This is a genomic window from Aliidiomarina shirensis, assembly GCF_003987345.1.
Lineage (GTDB): Bacteria > Pseudomonadota > Gammaproteobacteria > Enterobacterales > Alteromonadaceae > Aliidiomarina > Aliidiomarina shirensis.
Genome location: NZ_PIPP01000001.1, coordinates 796,918 through 818,957 on the forward strand (window position 1 = coordinate 796,918; position 22,040 = coordinate 818,957).

General features: G+C 46.0%; 17 protein-coding genes and 4 tRNA genes. 8 read left to right on the top strand and 13 right to left on the bottom strand.

The genetic code is table 11. The features are described from left to right. Positions 1 to 33 precede the first annotated feature (33 nt). The 6 genes from CWE13_RS03740 (at position 34) to CWE13_RS03765 (ending at position 7,076) form a co-directional block, all read left to right on the top strand. Entirely contained in the window at positions 34 to 993 is a 960-nt protein-coding gene (locus CWE13_RS03740; protein WP_126806014.1) for an AAA family ATPase, read from the top strand. Positions 994 to 996: 3 nt separating this feature from the next. Beyond that, on the top strand, positions 997 to 2,007 hold the full coding sequence (locus CWE13_RS03745; RefSeq protein ID WP_126806016.1) for a DUF58 domain-containing protein: 1,011 nt from the start codon (positions 997 to 999) through the stop codon (positions 2,005 to 2,007). Next, a complete protein-coding gene (locus CWE13_RS03750; protein ID WP_126806017.1) occupies positions 2,007 to 2,480 on the top strand; it encodes a DUF4381 domain-containing protein in 474 nt (157 codons plus the stop codon). The genes CWE13_RS03745 and CWE13_RS03750 overlap by 1 nt, the downstream gene beginning before the upstream one ends. Further along, entirely contained in the window at positions 2,473 to 3,480 is a 1,008-nt protein-coding gene (locus CWE13_RS03755; RefSeq protein WP_126806019.1) for a VWA domain-containing protein, read from the top strand. The genes CWE13_RS03750 and CWE13_RS03755 overlap by 8 nt, the downstream gene beginning before the upstream one ends. Further along, positions 3,477 to 5,285 (top strand): VWA domain-containing protein, encoded by a 1,809-nt coding sequence (locus CWE13_RS03760; protein WP_126806020.1) that lies wholly within the window; start codon positions 3,477 to 3,479, stop codon positions 5,283 to 5,285. The genes CWE13_RS03755 and CWE13_RS03760 overlap by 4 nt, the downstream gene beginning before the upstream one ends. 78 nt (positions 5,286 to 5,363) lie before the next feature. Then, positions 5,364 to 7,076, top strand: a complete 1,713-nt coding sequence (locus CWE13_RS03765; RefSeq protein WP_126806022.1) for a BatD family protein — start codon at positions 5,364 to 5,366, stop codon at positions 7,074 to 7,076. Between the two features lie 147 nt (positions 7,077 to 7,223). On the opposite strand, the gene CWE13_RS03770 is transcribed toward CWE13_RS03765, so the two are convergent. From CWE13_RS03770 to tig, 6 genes are all read right to left on the bottom strand, one after another. After that, a complete protein-coding gene (locus CWE13_RS03770) occupies positions 7,224 to 9,140 on the bottom strand; it encodes a SurA N-terminal domain-containing protein (protein WP_126806024.1) in 1,917 nt (638 codons plus the stop codon). Between the two features lie 77 nt (positions 9,141 to 9,217). Beyond that, a complete protein-coding gene (hupB, locus tag CWE13_RS03775; protein ID WP_007419067.1) occupies positions 9,218 to 9,490 on the bottom strand; it encodes a nucleoid-associated protein HU-beta in 273 nt (90 codons plus the stop codon). Between the two features lie 267 nt (positions 9,491 to 9,757). Continuing rightward, positions 9,758 to 12,115 carry an endopeptidase La gene (gene lon / locus CWE13_RS03780; protein WP_126806025.1) on the bottom strand — a complete coding sequence of 786 codons (2,358 nt, stop codon included), beginning with the start codon at positions 12,113 to 12,115 and terminating at the stop codon, positions 9,758 to 9,760. A 115-nt stretch (positions 12,116 to 12,230) separates the two neighbouring features. After that, positions 12,231 to 13,508 (bottom strand): ATP-dependent protease ATP-binding subunit ClpX, encoded by a 1,278-nt coding sequence (clpX, locus tag CWE13_RS03785; protein ID WP_126806027.1) that lies wholly within the window; start codon positions 13,506 to 13,508, stop codon positions 12,231 to 12,233. A gap of 48 nt (positions 13,509 to 13,556) precedes the next feature. Next, the gene (gene clpP / locus CWE13_RS03790) at positions 13,557 to 14,192 is read right to left on the bottom strand and encodes an ATP-dependent Clp endopeptidase proteolytic subunit ClpP (protein WP_126806029.1); all 636 of its coding nucleotides are present in this window, start codon (positions 14,190 to 14,192) and stop codon (positions 13,557 to 13,559) included. A gap of 82 nt (positions 14,193 to 14,274) precedes the next feature. Further along, on the bottom strand, positions 14,275 to 15,579 hold the full coding sequence (gene tig, locus CWE13_RS03795) for a trigger factor (protein ID WP_126806031.1): 1,305 nt from the start codon (positions 15,577 to 15,579) through the stop codon (positions 14,275 to 14,277). A 396-nt stretch (positions 15,580 to 15,975) separates the two neighbouring features. Here tig and CWE13_RS03800 point away from each other — a divergent pair, with 396 nt between their 5' ends. Then, positions 15,976 to 17,517: a sensor domain-containing diguanylate cyclase gene (locus tag CWE13_RS03800; protein WP_126806033.1), complete on the top strand. Its 1,542-nt coding sequence runs from the start codon at positions 15,976 to 15,978 to the stop codon at positions 17,515 to 17,517. Between the two features lie 159 nt (positions 17,518 to 17,676). Then, positions 17,677 to 18,390 carry a hypothetical protein gene (locus tag CWE13_RS03805; protein ID WP_126806034.1) on the top strand — a complete coding sequence of 238 codons (714 nt, stop codon included), beginning with the start codon at positions 17,677 to 17,679 and terminating at the stop codon, positions 18,388 to 18,390. Here CWE13_RS03805 and CWE13_RS03810 read toward each other — a convergent pair. From CWE13_RS03810 to CWE13_RS03840, 7 genes are all read right to left on the bottom strand, one after another. Then, the gene (locus CWE13_RS03810) at positions 18,376 to 18,987 is read right to left on the bottom strand and encodes an IMPACT family protein (RefSeq protein WP_126806036.1); all 612 of its coding nucleotides are present in this window, start codon (positions 18,985 to 18,987) and stop codon (positions 18,376 to 18,378) included. The two genes, CWE13_RS03805 and CWE13_RS03810, sit on opposite strands and share 15 nt — an antisense overlap. 12 nt (positions 18,988 to 18,999) lie before the next feature. Then, the gene (locus tag CWE13_RS03815; protein WP_126806038.1) at positions 19,000 to 20,166 is read right to left on the bottom strand and encodes a trans-sulfuration enzyme family protein; all 1,167 of its coding nucleotides are present in this window, start codon (positions 20,164 to 20,166) and stop codon (positions 19,000 to 19,002) included. A 33-nt stretch (positions 20,167 to 20,199) separates the two neighbouring features. Continuing rightward, complete coding sequence (locus CWE13_RS03820) at positions 20,200 to 21,480, bottom strand: flavohemoglobin expression-modulating QEGLA motif protein (protein WP_126806040.1); 1,281 nt, start codon at positions 21,478 to 21,480, stop codon at positions 20,200 to 20,202. Positions 21,481 to 21,596: 116 nt separating this feature from the next. Then, a tRNA-Pro gene (locus CWE13_RS03825) sits at positions 21,597 to 21,673 on the bottom strand. A gap of 25 nt (positions 21,674 to 21,698) precedes the next feature. Continuing rightward, a tRNA-His gene (locus tag CWE13_RS03830) sits at positions 21,699 to 21,774 on the bottom strand. A gap of 57 nt (positions 21,775 to 21,831) precedes the next feature. Then, a tRNA-Arg gene (locus CWE13_RS03835) sits at positions 21,832 to 21,908 on the bottom strand. 34 nt (positions 21,909 to 21,942) lie between these two features. Continuing rightward, positions 21,943 to 22,019, bottom strand: a tRNA-Pro gene (locus tag CWE13_RS03840). Between the last annotated feature and the right edge of the window lie 21 nt (positions 22,020 to 22,040).

Below are 22,040 nucleotides of genomic sequence, written 5' to 3' on the forward strand. Positions count from 1 at the left end.
GCACTTCGCACGTTAGAAATAAATGAGGGTGTTATGACAGCAGTGGTTGCATTTAGGCAGTTACAATCGTATCTCGAAACTCAAGTGTTAGGTCAACCCACACTAACTGAGCATTTGTTAATTGCCATTTTGGCGGATGGTCACTTACTCGTTGAAGGCCCTCCCGGCCTGGCTAAAACACGCGCAGTGCAAGCGCTAGCTAATGGTATTGAAGCCGATTTTCAACGGGTACAGTTCACGCCCGATTTGCTGCCAGCTGATTTAACGGGTACCGATATTTATCGCCCTGAAAGCGGCGAGTTTATATTTCAGCAAGGCCCCTTATTTCATAATCTTATTCTAGCTGATGAAATCAATCGTGCACCGGCAAAAGTGCAAAGTGCATTACTTGAGGCAATGTCGGAACGACAAATTAGTGTGGGCAGCACCACCTACCCGTTACCCGCTTTATACACGGTAATGGCGACGCAAAACCCTCTCGAGCAAGAAGGTACCTACCCGCTACCGGAAGCACAACTTGATCGATTTTTATTGCATTTGAGTCTGGATTATCCAGATGCGGAAACCGAACAAAAAATATTACGCCTTACTCGTAACGAGCGTATTCAAGGTACCAGCAAGATGGCAGAACCGCTCACGCAAGATGCCATTTTTTCCGCCCGCAAAGAATTACTCACATTGCATATGGATGATGCTGTTGAGGAATACTTGGTCGCCCTTATTATGGCTACACGTAAGCCTGAACACTATGATGCAGAGTTAGCGAGTTGGCTCGCGATCGGCGCTAGCCCTCGGGCCACTATCGCCCTGGATCGCAGTTCTCGTGCTAGAGCTTGGTTAGATGGCCGAGATTTCGTTACTCCCGATGACGCTGCGGCGCTGCTACATAACGTCCTCCGCCACCGAATCATTTTGAGCTATGAGGCAGAAGCAGAAGGTATTAGCCGTGATCGCGTTATCGATCGTATTCTTGAATTGGTTCCGGCTCCGTAATCCATGATGCAAAAGCAAGCAGTAAGCAGTTTCAGCGCAAAAGAAGTGACCGAGTGGCTAATGCAATCGCATAGCGATGGCGTATACCCGTGCATGGCCGAATTGCTGAAGTATCGCTATCAACCTTTACGTTTACCTGTTCCCAAAGCCAGTGGTAACTCAGCTCAATCAGGCCAACGATTGAGCAAAACGAGAGGCCGAGGTATGGAATTCGATGAAGTGCGTCACTACCAAGCAGGTGATGATGTACGCGCTATCGATTGGCGAGTAACTGCACGTACAGGACAAACCCACACCAAGTTATTTCGGGAAGAAAAAGAACGGCCGGTTTTTTTGTGTGTCGATTTTAGTAACAGCATGTGGTTTGGCTCACAACTCCTTTTAAAATCGCTGCAAGCTGCACACGTGGCCGCTGGAATTGCTTGGCATACCGTACAACGCGGCGATCGGGTTGGTGGTTTGATTTACAATAACCATCAGCACATCGAAATTAAACCGCAAGCTCGGCAACACGGTGCTTTGTTGCTCTTAAAGCAGCTCATCGCATTGCATCCGGAAATGGCTCCAGCAGAAAGCGAAAACAATCCTGATAATTCCAATACAAATCTCGGCAATAACCAACAAGATCTAGGGCAACAACTGCGGAGATTGATGAAGCTATGCCGGCCCGGCGCTGATATCGTTATTATTAGCGATTTTAGTGAGTTGGATTCGGCCACGATCAAGTTGCTCCAAGGTTTACGCAAGCATCATACCGTTACCGCTATCATGATTACCGATCCGTTCGAAGAACGCTTACCGCAAAATGTGTTTCGAGATATCGATATTTATGATGGTAAAGAGCAACATACGTTGTTTCTTTCGAACCCTGACTACCATAAAAAATGGCAGCGGCAAGCTATTCAATGGCAATCCGAACGTGAACAGGGTTTGCGCCGAGCTGGCGTTCGTGTAGCAACTGTATCAGCTGCTCTGCCAGCAAATATGCAGTGGTTTCATCGAGGTAAGCACTGATGAACGCATTACCTGAACTAAATGATATTGTACCGGCAGAAAGCGCTCATTGGTGGCCTTTACCATGGGGATACTGGGCTATTGCCATAGCTTTACTAGTGTTAATAGTAAGTGTTTTGTATGCTCGCCACCAACATCGGCAACGGAATCGTATCAGTAAAGCTGCACTAGTAGAAATTTCACGCTCACATGCAAGTTTAAGTGCATTAAATAGTGTTGCGAAACGCGCAGCGCTGCAAGTGTGGCCGCAAGAAGAAGTGGCTCATTTACAAGGTGCCGATTGGCATCGCTTCTTGATAAAAACCATGCCGAAACATAAACAAGAAGCCTTTGCTGCAAGTTTACAACCATTTACCGCGCGCATGTATCAACCAGAAAGTAGCGATAATGTGCAAGCGTACCGGGCACTCATTCACCAATGGTTACAGTTTGGATTACCGAAAGTAGCGCCAAAACGGAGGCCGCATGTTTGAGTTTGCTTGGCCTTGGATCTTTCTACTATTGCCACTACCTTTGCTTGCGCGCTGGCTGTTGCCCGCCGCAAAAAGAGCAAACGCATCGCTTTGGTTGCCGCAGGCACAATTTTTACGCCCTACTGACAGCTCAGCAATTCAGGCCCAGCATCGCTTGTGGTTACTGCCCCTACTCGTTTGGGTTTCGATACTTGCCGCGGCAGCACAACCCCGGTGGCTTGATGAGCCTATTCCTGTGAATCCGGAAGCCCGAGAAATCATGATCGCGCTCGATTTGTCCGGGAGCATGGAAATGGACGACATGACCTATAACGGCCGCAGAGCCACACGCTTGGAGGCGGCCCACAAAATTCTGGCAGATTTCATTCGGCGCCGACAAGGCGATCGTATTGGCCTGATTGTATACGCTGATTCGGCACATGTTTACGTTCCTATTTCTAGTGATTTAGAAACCGTAGCGCAGTTAGCTGAAGAGGCTCGAATAGGGCTAGCTGGCGAACGCACAGCACTCGGTGATGCCATTGCGCTTTCAATTCGCTATTTTGAAGAACGGGAAACCTCAGAACGTGTGGTGCTCATGATTACCGACGGCATGATTAATTCTGGGAATATTACCGCCGACCAAGCCATCTATTTAGCACAAAATCACGATGTGAAAATTCATACTATCGGAATTGGCGCGGAAGAAGTAACGGTAAGAGGATTATTTGGCGAGCGGCGAATAAATCCGAGTAGTGATTTAGATGAGAGTTTTTTGGCAACTGTTGCCGAAACCACCGGCGGCGAGTATTTTCGCGCAAAAAGTGAAAGTGATATGGAATCAATCTATGCAGCTATTGATAGCTTAGAACCCATAGCTGCCGATGAACAGTTCTTTCGCCCCCACACCAGCTTAGTTCACTGGCCATTGGCTATTGGATTACTGCTGTTCCTTTTCCACATTATTGGTATTACGTGGGGCAAATTAGTTTGGCAACGATTAGCAGGTGGTAGTAAATGAGTGAATTTCATTTTCTTCGCCCTGAGTGGCTTTGGCTCTTGATACCTTGGCTCGTTTGCTTACCGTGGCTGCGTACTTACATGCACAAACGCGCCAATTGGCAGCATTTAATTGCATCACACCTGAGCCAACGGTTAATGCAAGGCAGCACCTCTCGAACCTCGCAGTGGCCGTTTTATGCGTTGATTAGCGGTTTGTTGATCACTATCATCGGCCTTTCTGGGCCAAGCTGGCAGCGAATTTCTGTGCCGCTTTTTAACCAAGATCAAGGTGCAGTGATCGTATTAGATGCGAGCATGCAAACCCGAGCCCAGGATACCAACCCAGATCGCTTTACCCGCTTGAGCTTTAAAGCTACCGATATTGTTAATCAGTTCAATGTTGGGCAACTGGGGTTTATCGCTTATGCCGGTGATGCGTTTACCGTAACCCCGCTAACGCGCGATAGTGCCACCATTTTGCAAAGCCTACAGGTTCTCACTCCGGAAATTATGCCCACGCCGGGAAATGATCCGCTTTTGGCCATGCAAGAAGCCGCTCGATTACTTTCAGCGGCGGGCTATGCAGAAGGCGAAATAATCTGGCTCACCAGTGGTATTGACCAACGTGATATGGAAGATTTACGGCAATTTTTCCGCACCAATAACTATCGAGTTTCGATTCTAGCTGCGGGTACTGAAGATGGCGCCCCGATTCGTGATAGCGAAGGTGAATTACTGCGTGATAATTCTGGTCGTGTAATTCTGGCCCGGTTAATACCAGAATATCTACAGCGTATTAGTTCTGAAACCGGAGGCCGTTATGTGTTAGCTACCGTAGATGGTAGCGACGTAACAACCATCATGGATTTTTCCCGACAGCAAAACGACACCTCGGAATCGGTTCAACAAGGAGAGCAATGGCGTGATGCGGGGCCTTGGTTCGTTTTATTACTGATACCTTTGGTAATACTTGCGGCGCGCAAAGGCGTTCTCTGGGCTCTACTTTTGGCGTTCCTGTTCGCACCTGAACCTGTTATTGCGCAATCAGTAGCTGATGCACCAGATACCGATAAACAACAGCGTGTTCCGGGTTGGAAGCTCCCGTTTAGCAACCGTGCACAATATGCCGAAGAGCAATTTCGAGCTGGCAATTATCGAGTTGCAGCGGAAAATTATACCGATCCCATGGCACAAGGCATGGCATGGTATCGGGCTGAAGATTATGCCAACGCCGCAGAGAGTTTTGCCCAAGTAAGAACACCCGAAGGCGACTTCAACTTAGGCAATGCATTGGTAAATTTAGGTGAGTTAGAATCTGCTATCGCAGCTTATGAAAACGCAATAGCTGAACGCCCTGATTGGACAGAAGCACGTGAAAACCTAGCGCTAACCAAAGAAATGTTAGAACAGCAAGAGCAAGAAAATAGTAACGAAAGCTCTGAAGATGGAGAGCCTAACGCTGAAGAATCAGAATCGGGCGAGCAAGACGGTAGCGAGAACGAAACTACCGATAGTGAACAACAATCAAATCAGCAAGAAAATCAACCTGATAGTAGCGATGAAGCGGACGCAGACAACCGCGGCACTGACGAGCAAGAAGGTAGCAGTGCGGAAGAACGTGAAGGGGTTTTACCTGATACTGATGAAGCGCTAAGCGAGGAAGAAGCTTTAGCCGCACAACTTGAAGCATTATCGACTGAGGAGGCTGAAGAACTTGAACAGCTATTGCGCAAGGTTGACGATGACCCCGCTATATTGTTGCGGAACCGACTATTGCTCGAAGCTCAGCGGCGCCGCTTAAGAAATCCGCCGCGGAGTAATTAAACTGTTAATCCGCAGCCGCAGTATTCTATTTTTTGCTGTATCACGACATTGCGAGATATCGCATTAGAGGTTTGGAACATGAAAAAAAATATCGCTGTTATAGCACTCCTACTTTTTAACTTGCCTAGTTACGGACAACAGGCAACGGCGAGTGTTGATAAAAATCCAGTTGTTGAATATGGCGCACTGGTGCTTACGATTACCAGCGATGAACGTTTAGCTCCCAATACATTTTCACCGGAGCGTTGGATTAGTGATTTTGAAATTAGAGGCACTGCGGTTAATAGCAGTGCAACAACTATTAATAATCAAGTTTCTCGCTCTATTGAATGGCGTGTTTCTTTGGTGGCGCCCGCCGCCGGTACCTACGAAATCCCTGCAATTACCGTTGGGAATGCGCAAACAGCTCCGATTCAAGTGCGAGTGATCGCGGCAAGCGAACAAGCTCCGGAAGAACGGAATTATTTTATTGAAACCACTCTGGATAGCGATTCTGTTTATGTACAACAGCAACTCACTTACACGGTAAAGCTCTATGTCGCTGACCAATTAGAAAGCGGAAGCTTAGGTTTTCCAAGTATGGAACATGTCACCGTCGAGCAACTCGGGCAAGACCGACAATCGCAAGAAGTTATCGACGGTCGACGATTTCAAGTACTGACTCGTACTTATGGAATAACCCCAAGGCGCAGCGGTGAGTTAACTATTCCCGGTGTACGTTTTGATGGTCAGGTGCGGCGCATGCCGACCTCTGGGTTTAGCGCATTAGGGAGAATTGAGCCGGTTAGCGCACGTTCAGACGACATCAACATCAATGTTCAACCGCGCCCTAGCAATTACACAGGTACGTGGCTTCCAAGCGAGCAAGTAACAATTGAAGAACACTGGGATCCAGATAGTTCGAGTTTTACGGTTGGTGAACCCATTACCCGAAGAGTTGTAGTAACTGCTGTTGGCGTGCGGCCAGAGCAATTACCTGAGCTTAATTTAGAGTATCCGCCGGAGCTTCGTGTTTATCCAGATCGAGGGCAAACCGAAGCAAGTGTGATCCGTGGAAAATCGGTTGCACGCGCTAGCTATACAACAGCTATCGTGCCTGCGAGCGCAGGGGAATTTGTACTTCCGGCGATACAAGTTCCATGGTGGAATACTCGTACCAACCAAATAGAGTACGCAGAGCTTCCTGAGCGCTCGGTAAAGGTACTATCGCCGCCCGGAGGGCTCACGGTACCAGGAACAATGCAAAGCGAACCTGAGCTTACTGAAACGGATTCCGAGAACACCGAGCAACCCGCTCAAACGGTAGCTATTTCGGAGTATGAAGCGCAATTGGCGCAACAGCAGAAGTTGCTCACCTACTGGCAGTATGCGGCTGCAGCATTCGGCACGCTCTGGCTGCTAACTTTAATATGGCTTATTCGCTTAAAGTACAAAAATAGAATGAATTCCAAGGTACCAAGCTCTCTACCTGTGGTACCACAGCAGGTAAGAAAGCCTTTGCACGAACTTAAGCAGGCCTGCCGCACCAATAATGCAGCGGCAGCACGAAGCGCGTTACTTGCTTGGCATCATGCCAGAACTGGGAAAACAGTCCATGGTTTGTTCGCAGTAGCCAAATCATTCGAAAGTTCAGATTTGCATCAGCGTATTCAAGAGTTAGAGGCGGCACTCTATAGTAAAAATACTCAGGATTGGAGTTCCGGCAAAGCGCTATGGTCTGAAATTCAACGGTTACATCAGGTTAAAACTGGACCGGAATCAGAGCTCCCCAGTTTATATCCCAACACGTAATCTATTCTTCACCAATACAAAAGGGCCCGATACATTTTCATGTATCGGGCCCTTTTCATGATCGCTGATGTAATTGCCAATGCTATCTATATTGTGCTCGGTTCAATGAACATCCACGGCACAACTAGCTAACGGCCAACAATCCAATTACAGACGGCGCTCAATAGTAGCTTTAGCTTTTAACGCATCCATAACCGCACGATAAGCTAATTCAGCATATTGGCTTTCTAATTGACGCTTAGAACGCTCAGCATCCTCTGCGTCGACAACGCCTGGCTGCATATTGGTTAACTCGATAACCGCAGCATCACCATTACTAAGGGTTACTTGCGCGTATACTGGGCTATCAGACACAGGCATTCTAAATAATTGCTGACGTACCGCACCCGGCAAGTTACTACCAAAACGAGAAGCTGATTCAATATCGACAAATTCGATATCTGCCACATTATCGCCAGCCTCTACCATCGCCAAAATTTCTTGGGCACGTTCCGCGGCGAGTGCTTCTGCTTTATCAGCGCTTAAATACGCTTCGATATCAGTACGTACATCTTCTAAAGCAAGTACTTGCGGTGCTAGATACTCCGATGAGCGCACCACAAGGCTTCGATCGTCCAACTCAATCAGCTCTGAGTTCAAACCACGCTCACTTACATCGTCAGAAAATGCTTGCTGAAGTAGGTTAGCGTCGTCGAAACCTTCTACTGGTTCATTGCGGCTAATCCAAGGTGAAGTTTGCACAGTTAAGCCAAGCGCTGCCGCTGCTTCATCTAAGGTGTTATCCACCTCAAAAGAAATCCGAGCCAATTCTTGCTGTTGCTCAAAGTAAACACGTTCAGCTTCTGCTTGCGCAATATTAGCGCGGATATCATCCGCTACGTCGGCAAAACTTGTGCTTTCTGCTTCAGTAAGGTCAGTCAGTTTGATTAAATGAAAACCAAATTCTGAACGAACCACATCAGATACATCGCCTTCAGCTGCAAGCGCAAAGCCAGCGTCTTCTAGGTCAGGATCTAATGTATCACGCTCCAATAACCCTAATTCGCCGCCATCTTCACCTGAAAATATATCATCAGATTCGGTTGCCGCTAATTCAGCAAAGTCTTCACCTGCTTCTAAGCGCGATTGAATCTCACGAATGCGTTCTAATGCTGCATCTTCATTGTCACCAAACTCTACCAAGATATGTGCAATAGAGCGCGATTCTTCACTACGAAAAGACGCTGGGTTAGCATCATAGTAAGCGCGAACTTCTGCATCATCGACATCAATTGATTCGAGAACATCGGTGAAACTAAGCTCTACATAAGCTAACTTAATGCGTTCTTCTTGACGGAAAGCATCTTGGTTTTCGTAATAAAACTCTTCGATTTCAGCGTCGCTTAACTCCACAAGATCCATGTAGTCATCTGCTGAAACTAAAGCGTAGCGGCCACTCCGGCGTTCATTTTGCAGTACTTGCAAGCGTTCGCTTTCATTGTCTAATACAAACTCGCTACCAAATGCGCCCTGCATTAATGCAACGCGATTCATTTGCAACTGCAGATAGTCACGGAACGCAGTTGGTGTAAAGTCAGCTGAATTCAACTGACGAAGATAAGCATCATTGCTGAATTGACCGTTAATCTGAAATTCAGGCATTTGCCGAATTGCATTTCGCAGCGCGTCGGCTGATTGCGATAAGTTCATATCGCTGGCAAGTTGTACAGCTAGCTCTTCTTCGATCATCTGTTCGAGCACACCAACACGCATTTCACGCATGTAGGTTTCATCTGCAGCAAGCATTTCGAACATTTCACCGAACTGCTGTTCCATTCTCGCCCGTTGGCCTTGATAAGCACGGTCGAAATCAGCACGAGAAATTTCTTTGTCGTTCACTTTAGCAGCGTAATCATCAACACTACCACCGAGGTAAGCACTCACCCCAGTAAACGCAAAAGCAAGAATAATTATAAACAGGATGGTTTTTACCACCGGGCCCTGTGTGCCCTCACGTATCCTATCGAGCATCGTTTTACTCTTTCCACCAGCTATTGTTGAACCATCAACATGAAAAAAGCGCATCGGAAGATGCGCTTCTTGCAGTCATCTCGTCGCGAAGTATATCACAGTTTTCGCGGCGGTTTTAAAATGCTTACTTCTTAGTTTACCGCATCTTTTAGTGCTTTACCGGCTTTGAAAGCTGGTACTTTAGCAGCAGAGATTTGGATTGTTTGGCCAGTTTGTGGGTTACGGCCTGTGCGAGCAGAACGCTCACGAACAGTGAAAGTGCCGAAACCTACTAATGCTACTTGGTCATCACTTTTAAGAGCTTCAGTAACAGTACTGATAAAAGAATCAAGTGCGCGTCCAGCAGCTGCTTTTGAAAGTTCTGCGTCTGCTGCGATTTTGTCAATTAGCTGAGACTTATTCACAGTGTCATCCCCTTAGATTGTTATTATGGAGTTTTTTAGTTCCATTAAAAATAGTACAGACAAGTTTATAACAAGCTTATACCATTAGTTCAAGCATTTGAAAATGCTATTTTGAGTTACCCTACCACTCCGCATGCCTTTGTTGGCAAGGGCGGGCACTAGACTCTAGGCTATCACAGTGATTTTGGATGAAAAGCATTTTTTCGCTTTAAATTAACAATTTTTACGTAAAGAGGCTGAGAACAGCCTCTTTAGGTACCATAAAAATCACTCTTTCTCTTTATTTTTCTGAAGCTTATAAGGATCTTCAGCCATAGCAAGGCGGAGTACGTCATCTATCCATTGAACTGGAAAAATTTCGAGATCTGCCTTTACATTGTCCGCAATTTCCTTCAAATCACGTTCATTGTCCTTTGGAATCAACACTCGTTTGATGCCACCACGGTGCGCTGCTAGGAGTTTTTCTTTCAATCCACCGATAGCTAACACCTCTCCACGCAATGTGATTTCACCCGTCATGGCGACATCAGCCCGCACAGGTTTGTTGGTCAAAGACGAAACCAACGAAGTAACCATCGCGATACCCGCGCTGGGGCCATCTTTAGGTGTGGCGCCTTCGGGTACGTGAACGTGAATATCCCGCTTCTCGTGAAAGTCATTGGCGATTCCCAAGCCTTCGGCTCGACTTCTAACCACTGTCATCGCCGTGCTAATGGATTCCTTCATAACATCACCAAGAGAGCCGGTGCACACTACTTTGCCTTTGCCGGTTACGTTCGTCGCTTCAATGGTTAATAGATCCCCACCTACTTGTGTCCACGCTAAACCAGTAACTTGGCCAATTTGATTTTCATCTTCCGCCTTACCAAAATCAAATCGTTGAACACCAAGGAAATCCTCAAGATTGTCTTGATTAATGGTTACTTTTTTCAGTTTCTTGTCCAACAAAATGCGGCGTACTGATTTACGGCATAGCGTAGAAATTTCACGCTCTAAATTCCGAACGCCCGCTTCCCGCGTGTAATAACGGATAATGCCAAGAATTGCATCATCGGTAATATCCACTTCACCCTTACGTAAACCATTGCGCTCAAGTTGCTTTTCTAATAGGTGGCGTTTCGCGATATTCAACTTTTCGTCTTCTGTGTAGCCAGAAAGGCGAATAACTTCCATCCGATCGAGCAATGGCGCAGGAATATTCATGCTATTAGAAGTAGCAACAAACATGGTATCGGAAAGATCGTAATCAACTTCTAGATAGTGATCGTTAAACGCATTGTTTTGCTCAGGATCGAGCACTTCTAACAAAGCAGAAGAAGGGTCGCCGCGCATATCCGAAGCCATTTTATCTATTTCATCAAGTAAAAACAGTGGGTTACGAACCTCAACCTTGGCCATTTTCTGCATCAATTTACCGGGCATCGAACCAATATAGGTACGGCGATGGCCGCGAATTTCAGCTTCATCACGAACACCACCAAGCGCCATACGCACGTACTTACGCCCCGTAGCCTTGGCTATTGATTGCCCTAATGATGTTTTACCAACACCTGGTGGCCCCACTAAACACAAAATAGGCCCACGAACTTTCTTGCTGCGTTGCTGCACCGCTAGATAGTCAAGAATACGCTCTTTTACTTTTTCCAAACCAAAATGATCTTCATTAAGAATTTTCTCAGCTTGGCTTAAATCTTTCTTAACTCGTGATTTTTTATGCCATGGAACACTGGTCATCCAATCAATATAGCTGCGCACCACGGTTGCTTCAGCCGACATCGGCGACATCATCCGAAGCTTCTGTAGCTCTGCTTTGGTTTTATCCAACGCCTCTTTCGGCATTTGCGCTTCTTCGATCTTTTTCGCTAGTACTTCAAACTCGTCAACACCATCTTCACCCTCACCGAGCTCTTTTTGAATTGCTTTCATTTGCTCATTCAAATAGTACTCGCGTTGGCTTTTCTCCATCTGCTGTTTTACCCGATTACGGATTTTTCGCTCAACTTGAAGAATATCAATCTCACCCTCCATGAGGGCCATTAAATGTTCCAAGCGCTCCTGGATTTGGATGATTTCCAATACCCGCTGTTTATCTGCAAGTTTGAGCGGCATATGCGCGGCCATGGTATCGGCCAAACGATCAGCATCATCGATACCATTTAACGAGGTAAGCACTTCTGGCGGAGTTTTCTTGTTAAGTTTTACGTAACCTTCGAATTGATTCAGCGCTGAACGAACCAGTACTTCCTCTTCTTTCTCTTCCATCGGTTCAGTAAGCAATGATTCGATATCAGCCCGGAAAAAATCTCCGTCTGGCTGCCATGCCGTTACTTTGGCACGCTGAACGCCTTCAACTAATACTTTAACTGTGCCATCCGGAAGTTTGAGCATCTGTAAAATCGTTGCAACCGCGCCCACTTCATAAATATCATCAGCGCTTGGTTCTTCAACACCTGCGTCTTTCTGCGCAACTAGGAACACTTGTTTATCGTTATCCATTGCAGCATCAAGACACCGAATTGATTTTTCTCGGCCAACAAACAATGGAATTACCATGTGTGGATATACCACTACATCACGTAAAGGTAATACCGGAATGCCCTGACGTTTTCCGCTTTCTTCTGTCATTACTGTTCCCATATTTTAGTGTCCAAAAAATCTGATATACCCTTAATATGCGGCTTATCCGATAAAGTTCAATGGCTAGGTAATAAAAAAGGGGCCGGATGGCCCCTTTTCTTGATTATTCACCCGATGCTTGGGCGTCTTTTTGTTTCGAATAAATAAGTATGGGATCCGATTCACCGGTAATCACAGTTTCATCGATCACCACTTTACTCACGTTGGTCATGGAAGGTAGTTCATACATTGTTGAAAGCAAAACATCCTCCACAATAGAACGAAGCCCGCGAGCACCGGTTTTCCGCTGCATGGCCTTTTTAGCTATCGCTCGCAAGGCATCTTCACGGAATTCGAGCTCTACGTTTTCCATATCCAACAACGCAGCATATTGCTTGGTAATCGCATTTTTTGGTTCACCAAGAATTTGCACTAATGCGTCTTCATCGAGTTCGGTCAAACTTGCCACTACAGGTAAACGGCCAATAAATTCAGGAATTAAGCCATACTTTACCAAATCTTCAGGTTCAACTTGTGTTAGCAAATTAATTTGGTTGCTATCTGAACTTGATTTCAGCTTGGCACCAAAACCAATACCTGCACCAGTAGCCAACCGCTGCTGAACAACTTTCTCTAATCCTGAGAAAGCGCCACCACAAACAAATAGAATTTTCGAAGTATCTACCTGCACAAACTCTTGCTGCGGATGCTTCCGACCACCTTGCGGTGGTACCGAAGCAATCGTACCTTCAATTAACTTCAATAACGCCTGTTGAACGCCTTCACCAGAAACATCGCGGGTGATGGAAGGGTTATCTGATTTACGCGAAATCTTATCGATTTCATCAATGTAAACAATTCCACGTTCAGCTTTCGCCGCATCGTAATCACATTTCTGCAATAACTTCTGAATGATATTTTCGACATCTTCACCAACGTAACCGGCTTCCGTTAACGTCGTAGCATCAGCCATCGTGAAGGGAACATCTAAGAAGCGGGCCAATGTTTCGGCGAGCAACGTTTTACCACTACCTGTAGGACCAATCAGCAAGATATTACTCTTACCTAATTCGATATTATCGTGCACGCCTGCATTACGTAGGCGCTTGTAGTGATTATAAACAGCTACCGCAAGCACACGTTTTGCGTGATCTTGGCCAATTACGTAATCATCCAAGTGTTGGCGTATTTCTTTGGGTGTTGGTAACTGATCTTCACCAGCTTGAGGTGAAATGTTCTTGATCTCTTCTTTCAAGATATCGTTACATAGATCAACACACTCATCGCAAATAAAGACCGATGGCCCGGCGATAAGTTTTTTTACTTCGTGCTGGCTCTTGCCACAGAAGGTACAGTAAAGCGCTTTACTGCTGTTGCTGGTGCCAGATGTTGTATCCGTCATTCACTTCTCCAGTACAACCAAATATGTACTTTTACTTAATTAATACGCTTACTTTTTGCCAGTGCTTTTTTCCGCACCGCGATGGCTTAATACTTCATCAACGATACCATAAGCTACCGATTGTTCCGAGCTCATAAAGTTATCACGATCAGTATCGTTTGCCACACGCTCAATCTCTTGGCCTGTGTGCTCTGCTAAAATTCTATTTAATTTATCTTTTATGTACATGATTTCGCGAGCGTGGATTTCAATATCCGAAGCTTGCCCTTGGAAACCACCTAATGGCTGATGAATCATCACGCGCGAGTTAGGTAAACAAAAACGCTTGCCTTTGGCGCCACCCGCTAACAAGAACGCGCCCATACTTGCGGCTTGGCCGATACAAATTGTGGATACGTCATTCCGGATAAACTGCATGGTATCGTATATAGCCATACCCGCCGTTACCGAGCCACCTGGGGAATTGATATACAGATAAATATCTTTCTCCGGGTTCTCTGATTCAAGGAACAACATTTGAGCCACGATCAAATTCGCCATTTGTTCTTCTACAGGCCCAACTAAAAAGATAATTCCTTCTTTCAACAACCGTGAGTAAATATCAAATGAACGCTCACCTTTTGCTGTTTGCTCGATTACCATTGGCACAAGTGCCGCCATTGGATCCGGTAAAGTATTTCCCATTAGCTAATTCACTCCTAAAAAAAATGGCTCGGATACATTAACCCGAGCCATTAAACCAATTCCTGAGAATTTCAGCAAATGCTTATTTTGCTTGAGGGTTCATCACTTCATCGAAGCTAAACTCTTTCTCAGTAACTTTCGCTTTCTCGAGCACAAAATCAATAGCTTGATCTTCGAGCACTACATTTTCAACTTGCTGTTTCGCTTCAGCATTTTCTTTGTAGTACGCAACTACTTCTTGCGGATCTTCATACGCAGAAGCAGTATTTTCAATCATTTCCTGAACGCGTGCTTCGTCAACTTTAAGTTCGTTACCGCGAATAACTTCGCCAAGTAACAATCCAACTTTAACGCGCTCATCAGCTTGCTCAGAGAATAATTCTGCTGGTAGCTCAGGCATGTTCTGGCCATTTCCACCAAACCGCTGCATAGCTTGCTGGCGAAGAACTTTAACTTCTTGTTCTTTCATTGCTGCAGGCACTGGAATATCATCGTTAGCCGCTAACAAACCTTTGATAACTTGTTGCTTAACTTTATTTTTTACAGCATTTTTCAGTTCACGTTCCATGTTCTTGCGAACTTCAGCACGCAACGCTTCAATACCGCCATCGCCAATACCGAACTGAGTAGCAAAATCATCATTCAGTTCAGGTAGTTTTGGTGCATTCACTGCTTTGATTACAAGATCAAACTCAGCAACTTTACCTTTTAAATCTTCAGCATGGTAATCTTCAGGGAACGTCACTTCGATAGTTTTCTCAGCGCCAGCTTTCAACCCTTTCATACCGTCTTCGAAACCTGGAATCATGCGGCCTTGGCCCATTTCCAATTCAAAGTTTTCAGCTTTGCCGCCTTCAAATTCTTCGCCATCTACGCGGCCAAGAAAATCAAAAGTTACTTTATCGCCTTCTTTCGCGCCACGCTTCACTTCTTCAAAAGTAGCATGTTGCTTCTGTAAGGTTTCTAGCATTTTTTCAAGGTCTGCATCAGTAACCGTTGCTACTGGCTTCTCAACACTAACCTTATCCAAATCTTTTAATTCAACTTCTGGATATACTTCGAACACAGCAACGAACTCAAGGTCTTTACCTTCTTCGTCAACTTTTGGTTCAAAGCGAGGCGCACCCGCTGGATTAATCTTCTCTTGCACCAAAGCTTCAATGTAGTGGCGTTGGATTTGCTCCATCACTACGTCTTGGCGAATTGCAGGGCCGAAGCGCTTAGCAACCAAGCTTACTGGCACTTTGCCTGGGCGGAAGCCGTCCATACGAACAGTACGAGCCTGTTGTTGTACTTTGCTCTTAACTTCTTTATCAATTTTCTCAGCCGGAACAGAGATGGTAATCCGGCGTTCTAAACCTTCAGTTGCTTCAACAGAAACCTGCATTGCGTTGTTACCTCAGCATCACTAAATAGTGCATTTCGTATTACCGTAGCCTTAATCATTCCGTTATTACGTTATTGAAATCTTCTCAATACGTAACAAACAGTATTCTTAAGCTACTCCAAAAAATCTGGTGCCTGCATACTCGGGATGTCGATCCCGCGGCCACCTACTCTTTTCTAAGCAAGTACTCATAAAGCACTTCATGAAAAAATGACGCGACATTATAACGATGACAAGCGACAGAGTCGAGCATAGCCGCCGAATTAATCAGCAGACAAGACAAATCATCGCTAGCAGCGCTAAAACTGCATTCTTAAATTGACAAAGTGGCGATGAAAAAGCAACCTATCAATAGTAAGCGTCTATAATAAGAAAAATACCTGCACGACGGGACCCATGATGCCTCAATTTGGAACTTCGATAAAAAATTGGCAAGCAGTTGTTGACCTTTTGCCTGTAGCTGTTGTCTTCGCCGCGGAATCGGAAGACTCAGGAATCCCATCGCGTACTTACTTTGCCAATCAAACTGCAATTGAGTTACTCAATCTCGATGCCGACTTGCCGTTAAAATCGCAGCTTGAAAAGTTACAATTCTTTCCTGACGTTCATCTCACTGGTGCTGCCACGGATCCACAGCCTATTGCCTCGCCGATTATCGCAGCGTTATCCGGCGAAGTTATTGATCGTCGTGATTTAATCGTAGCAAATTTTCCAGTCAGCATCGAAAGCAATCAATTCTATGGCGACGATGAACGAATTTACGCATTAACGTTACAACCCAGAGACCATCGGTTATTTTTTAATAAAAGTACGCCAATGGATATGTCAAATGCGGAAGTGTCACTTCGTGATTTCATTGGTTTTGAGAAAATTGTTGCCGATTTATCAACCCTACTGCGAAATTCTAAGCTCGCGCAAATTGACGCCAATATTTACCATGCGCTTACTCGGCTAGGCGAGTTCTGCCAATCCGATCGAGCCTACGTATTTCTGTTTGACTTTGAACATACCACAATGAGCAATACCCACGAGTGGGTTAATGATGGAATTTCAAGTCATATCGATGATCTTCAAGAAATTCCCAATACACAGCTTCCTTGGTTTTTCGAGCAAATTAAAAGCCAAGGCGTATTCGCGATAACCGACACAGCCAAGATCCCCGATGAAGGAGCGCTTGAGAAGGCCGAGTTTGAACGCGAGGATATTCGTTCAACACTTTGTGTCGGCCTCTATGAAATGGATGAATTAATCGGTTTCATAGGTTTAGATATGGTCGCTAGAAATCGTCGTTGGTCCGAAGCTGATATTCGGCGAACGCGGCTTATTGGCGAACTCATTGCCACGGCGGTAAGTAATGAGCGCATTTACCATACCTTACAAACATCGCAACAGCAGCTTATGGCAAACAATGACGCGCTCCGCGAATTAGTGCTTCGAGACGGGCTAACTGGATTAGCGAATCGTCGGCAATTCACCGACCGCCTGCAAGAGGAGATGGCCAGGGCATTGCGGCAAAAACATGAACTTACTGTCGCAATGTTCGGTATCGATGATTTTAGAGCATATAACGAGAGTCTTGGCCTTCCGTCCGGTGATGCCTTAATTCAAAAGCTAGCTGGGCTTCTAAAGCAACATTTTCGCAGAAATGGCGAGCTTGTGTGTCGCTTTGCCGATGAAAAGTTTGCGGTAATGCTTCCTCATCTTAGCTTTCTTGATGCTTGCCAACGTAGCGATGATTTTCTGCAGTTACTCGAGTTAGAAGGCATCACTCATCCAAGCACGGAAAACAGCAAGAACGTTACAGTAAGTGGCGGTATAGCCTGCCTATCTGATAGCCGAAATGCAGATGATCTTGTGAACCAAGCTGACAATATGCTGACGTTGGCAAAAGCAAAAGGAAGAAATCGAGTAGAGTATAGAGAATCATCCGCATCGTAATCGCCAGATTCCGTGCTCAGCCTCATTTTCGTTCAACCAATAACATGCGCTTTTCCTAAGTTGCCGATGAACAAAATATGGCCTAGGATAGGGATCAGTTGGTACAGTATTTGTCGCGACACAAACGTTATGTGAATAAAAATAATAAGGGTAATTTAAATGCGTCAGCGTTCTATGATCAGTAAAGTATCAATTCTGAGTGTTCTACTTCTATCTGCATGCTCGTCCTCTACCCCAGACACTGGCGCATCAGTGCAAATCTTTGAGAATCATTTCTCGATTCAAGGCAAGGTAACGAATTCTACCGTTGAGCAACTGGAAAACTTGGTAGCTGACTATCCCGAGGTTACCGAACTACATATATCGAGCGAAACTTCAGACCCAATGGCTGCGATGCAGCTCGGCTATATTTTGTACCGGAATGCTTTTGATTTACGGGTTACCGATATATGCAAGCAAGGCTGCGCAAATTACATTTTCACTGCTGCAAAAACTCGTACGGTTGATGAAGGAGCTATTGTGGCATGGGCTGGCGGCGCACTAGAACAAAGCAGGCTCAGTGAATGGACATCAACACTGTTTCCGGGCGTAGGTGATTTCATTGCCCAAAATGCCAATGCTTACCTGCGCCGGGAAACTCGATTTTTCAACCGCATCAACGTCGACCAATATATTACCGTTTATGGCTTTGATAAAAATATCGGCTGTATGACTGAGCAATACCAAGGATTCTACTATTCAGAAGCTGATTTATTGAGTATGGGATTGGGCCCAAGTACATTTGCGGAAACCGATACCTCACGCGTTCCAAACCCGCGCACCGATCGTTATTGCCAAGTTGATTTAAGCAATCGCCTGCTACTCATCAACTAAACGCACGCCCTTGAGTTGATGCTGCGCGCAGAAAGCATCAAAGGCTGCATCATGCTCCGTGGGAAGTGATAGGCTCACATTTACGGTGTCGGTATAAGTTACGCTATCAATGTTCCCCTCATTTTCACTGAGAAAATGCCGAAGCGGCTGCTCCAACGAAAAATCAACAGAAACTTGCCAACGGCTTTGAGCCACATGAATAGTAAACGGCACCTTACGCATTACTGCTTCAGCAGCTTGCGAATATGCTCTCACTAAACCACCGGCGCCCAGCTTTACACCGCCAAAATAACGCACCACGATAAGCATCACATCACTGATACCTTTATGCTGCAAAACATTTAGAATAGGTTTTCCTGCGGTACCGCTAGGTTCACCATCATCATTCATCGCTGCACTACTTGGTAGTTGCGCGCCGCCAAGTAAATAAGCCCAGCAGTGATGGCGAGCATCAGGGTATTGTGCTTTCGTTTTTTCTAATAAAAGCAAAGCTTGATCGCGATTTTCCGCGGGTCCAGCGATAGCAATAAATCGGCTCTTCTTTATTTCGATTTCAAATTCCGCAAACCCAGACGCAACTTTTAAAGGATCTGACATTAGTATGTTGTATTAATTTTTTGCATTATTCGCCGAGGCCATCGCTTGCTGTAAATCAGCAAATAGCTCGTCGGCGTCTTCGATGCCTACCGAAAGGCGTAAAAGATCATCAGGCACTGGAGAATCAATACCTTCAATACTTGCTCGATGCTCAATTAAGCTTTCAACTCCTCCGAGTGACGTAGCCCGCTTCCAAAGCTTCGTATATGCCGCTGTATGAATGGCCATAGCGCTATTTTGTAAACGCACCGAAAGCATTCCCCCGAACCCTCCCTGCATTTGTTTGGCAGCAACTTCATGTCCAGAAAATGAAGGCAAACCTGGGTACAGCACCTCGATAACATTTGGTAACGCCTGTAGCCGTTCCGCGATGATTTGTGCGCTTTGGCTACTTTGCCGTACGCGTAGTTCCAATGTCCGCATGCCCCGAAGTAATTGATTCGCATCGGCTGGGCTTAATACCGCTCCCCCTTGTTTCCGAACCATTCGAATGCGTTGCCAGAAGGCGTCATCTTTCGCTCCAATTAAAGCCCCGGCGATCACATCCGAATGCCCATTCAAGTATTTCGTAGCGGAGTGCATCACAATATCGGCACCCAGTGTGATTGGTAAGCTCAGCACTGGCGTAGCACAGGTAGAATCGACCGCTACCTTTGCTCCCGCACTGTGAGCGAGATGACAAATAGCTTGGATATCCGAAATGGTCCATAGCGGATTACCTGGTGTTTCTAACCACACTAATTTAGTTTTACCGGCTATAATTGCCTTCTCGACCGCGGCTGTGTTGGTCATATCCACCAACTCAACCTCTAATCCCCAATCGGTCCCTAAGGTAAGTAACCAATTCCGCAATGCCCAATACATTACTTTCGGTGCCAAAACGTGATCGCCCGGGCGCAGCGCTTGAAAAACGGTTACCGCCGCTGCCATTCCGGAAGCAAACAAGAGCGCATCCTCGCCCTCTTCAATGTCCGCGAGAACGCTTTCGACCACTCGATACGTTGGATTATCCGCACGGGAATAAACTAATCCGGAACGGTATTCATTATCTTCATCGCGCAAATACGTTGTTGATGGATACGTTGGCGGCACCAAACCTTGCGTGCTTGGTTCCACGTAGCTTAACGCCTGGGCAACACGTGTTTGCAAAGAGTAACCGGAATTGCGTTTAACGCTCATTAAGAATCCTTGGGAATTTAACCATCAAAAACTTTATGGAATTAACGGACGGTAATCATTCTCGAGTTGAGTAAACGAGAAATCACCTAAGAAACGGCCCACACTTAGCCAAGTGGCTAAGCCACGTAAATCTTTAAAGTGCGGTGGTACAAAATTTGGTTGGGCAATCATTCCAGAATCAGATAATTCACAGATTAAACGGAAATCATCAATCGCAATCTTGCCGGTGAGTAACAATGGTAGCCTATCTATCTTGCCTAATTGCACGGCTACGCGTATTAGATTATAAACCAATACGAAACCGCGAATGTAAGCCAGATCTTTAGTAAAAGGCTTACCATCGGCGGTACTGCCGCGAAATACGCGTTGAGTTAGCGTATAACTTTCTTCAGGCCGCATGCCCTGCTCTAAACAATTCCGGTATACCTCAACAAACTCAGCACCATCTGCTGCTAACGCCACCGCATGAATACGTTGCACGAGCTTCGCTAACCGCCGCGGCGTTGAACGCAACGTGATAACCTCAGTGAGCACAGCTAACCCCTCTTGCGTAATCGTTGCGCTCGGAGTGCCTTTACTCAAACACGTGAGATAAGGTTGCTTTAAACCATTTTGCGTTGTGCCTACATGAATCCAACCTTCGTGCACCTCAAGAATGTCCAACTCACGTTGGGAGAAGAGCACATCTTGATTAAGCTTAATACGGTCACTACCTGCGGCCGCATCGCTCACAATCCCATCTGAGAGCATTACTTGAACATCAACATCGGGCATACTTAAATCAAGCTGAGCTTGCAATCGTGCTACCGCTTCACTCGCACTGATGCTCTTTTTTTCCTCTGGCAGCGCATCACTGGCCAGCAAGCTATCGAGCGGGCTCTGCAGCATTGTGGCAAGTTCTGATAGCGAAGGTTCATTGGCGTGAAAAACATCATCGGGATGACCAAAAAGTTCTACTGACAGCTCATGAAACTCAGAGGTGCCGCGGGCTTCGATAAGACGAATAACATCGCGGTACTCGCGGCATGCTCGGGTCATTAATTGCGATGCAGGGCTCAACCGGCCGAGTTGCCGAACGATATCGCGCTGTAATTCAGCCAAACTTTGGCGCAACGATTCCGGATCAAAACCTAGATTTTTTTGCTGGTAATAGCTACGCGAAATAGTTGGATTATGCTGTGCTTTTTGGCGGAAAAACTCTTCTTTGATACTACGATCCCAATTGACCGCATCAAGAATGCGTATCGGCGATTGGAGCTGCACCAATCGATCGGAAAGCTCGCGAGTGTTGGCCATCAATTGCGCATCAAACATGTTAAATCTCGTTCAGTAGGAATAGCTCGCCATGAGCAGATACCTTGTATCATACGCAATATTAAAATTTGATAAAGTGATATTGAGATATGATTCAGAGATTAAATCTGAGGGAGTGGTCGGCGATGCAGGATTTGAACCTGCGACCCCTTGGACCCAAACCAAGTGCGCTACCAAGCTGCGCTAATCGCCGACAATATTGAAGCATTTTCTAGAAATGGGGTGGATGATGGGACTCGAACCCACGACAACCGGAATCACAATCCGGGGCTCTACCAACTGAGCTACACCCACCACTGTTTTGAACTCTATGCTGACGGCCTATTTCTTCGCTTAAAACAGCAGCGAAATTGGCGCGCCCGGCAGGATTCGAACCTGCGACCGACGGCTTAGAAGGCAGTTGCTCTATCCAGCTGAGCTACGGGCGCGTTATTCTTCCTACGGTTTAGCATAAAGAAAAAATGGTCGGCGATGCAGGATTTGAACCTGCGACCCCTTGGACCCAAACCAAGTGCGCTACCAAGCTGCGCTAATCGCCGACAGTCGTTTTCCCGAATGAA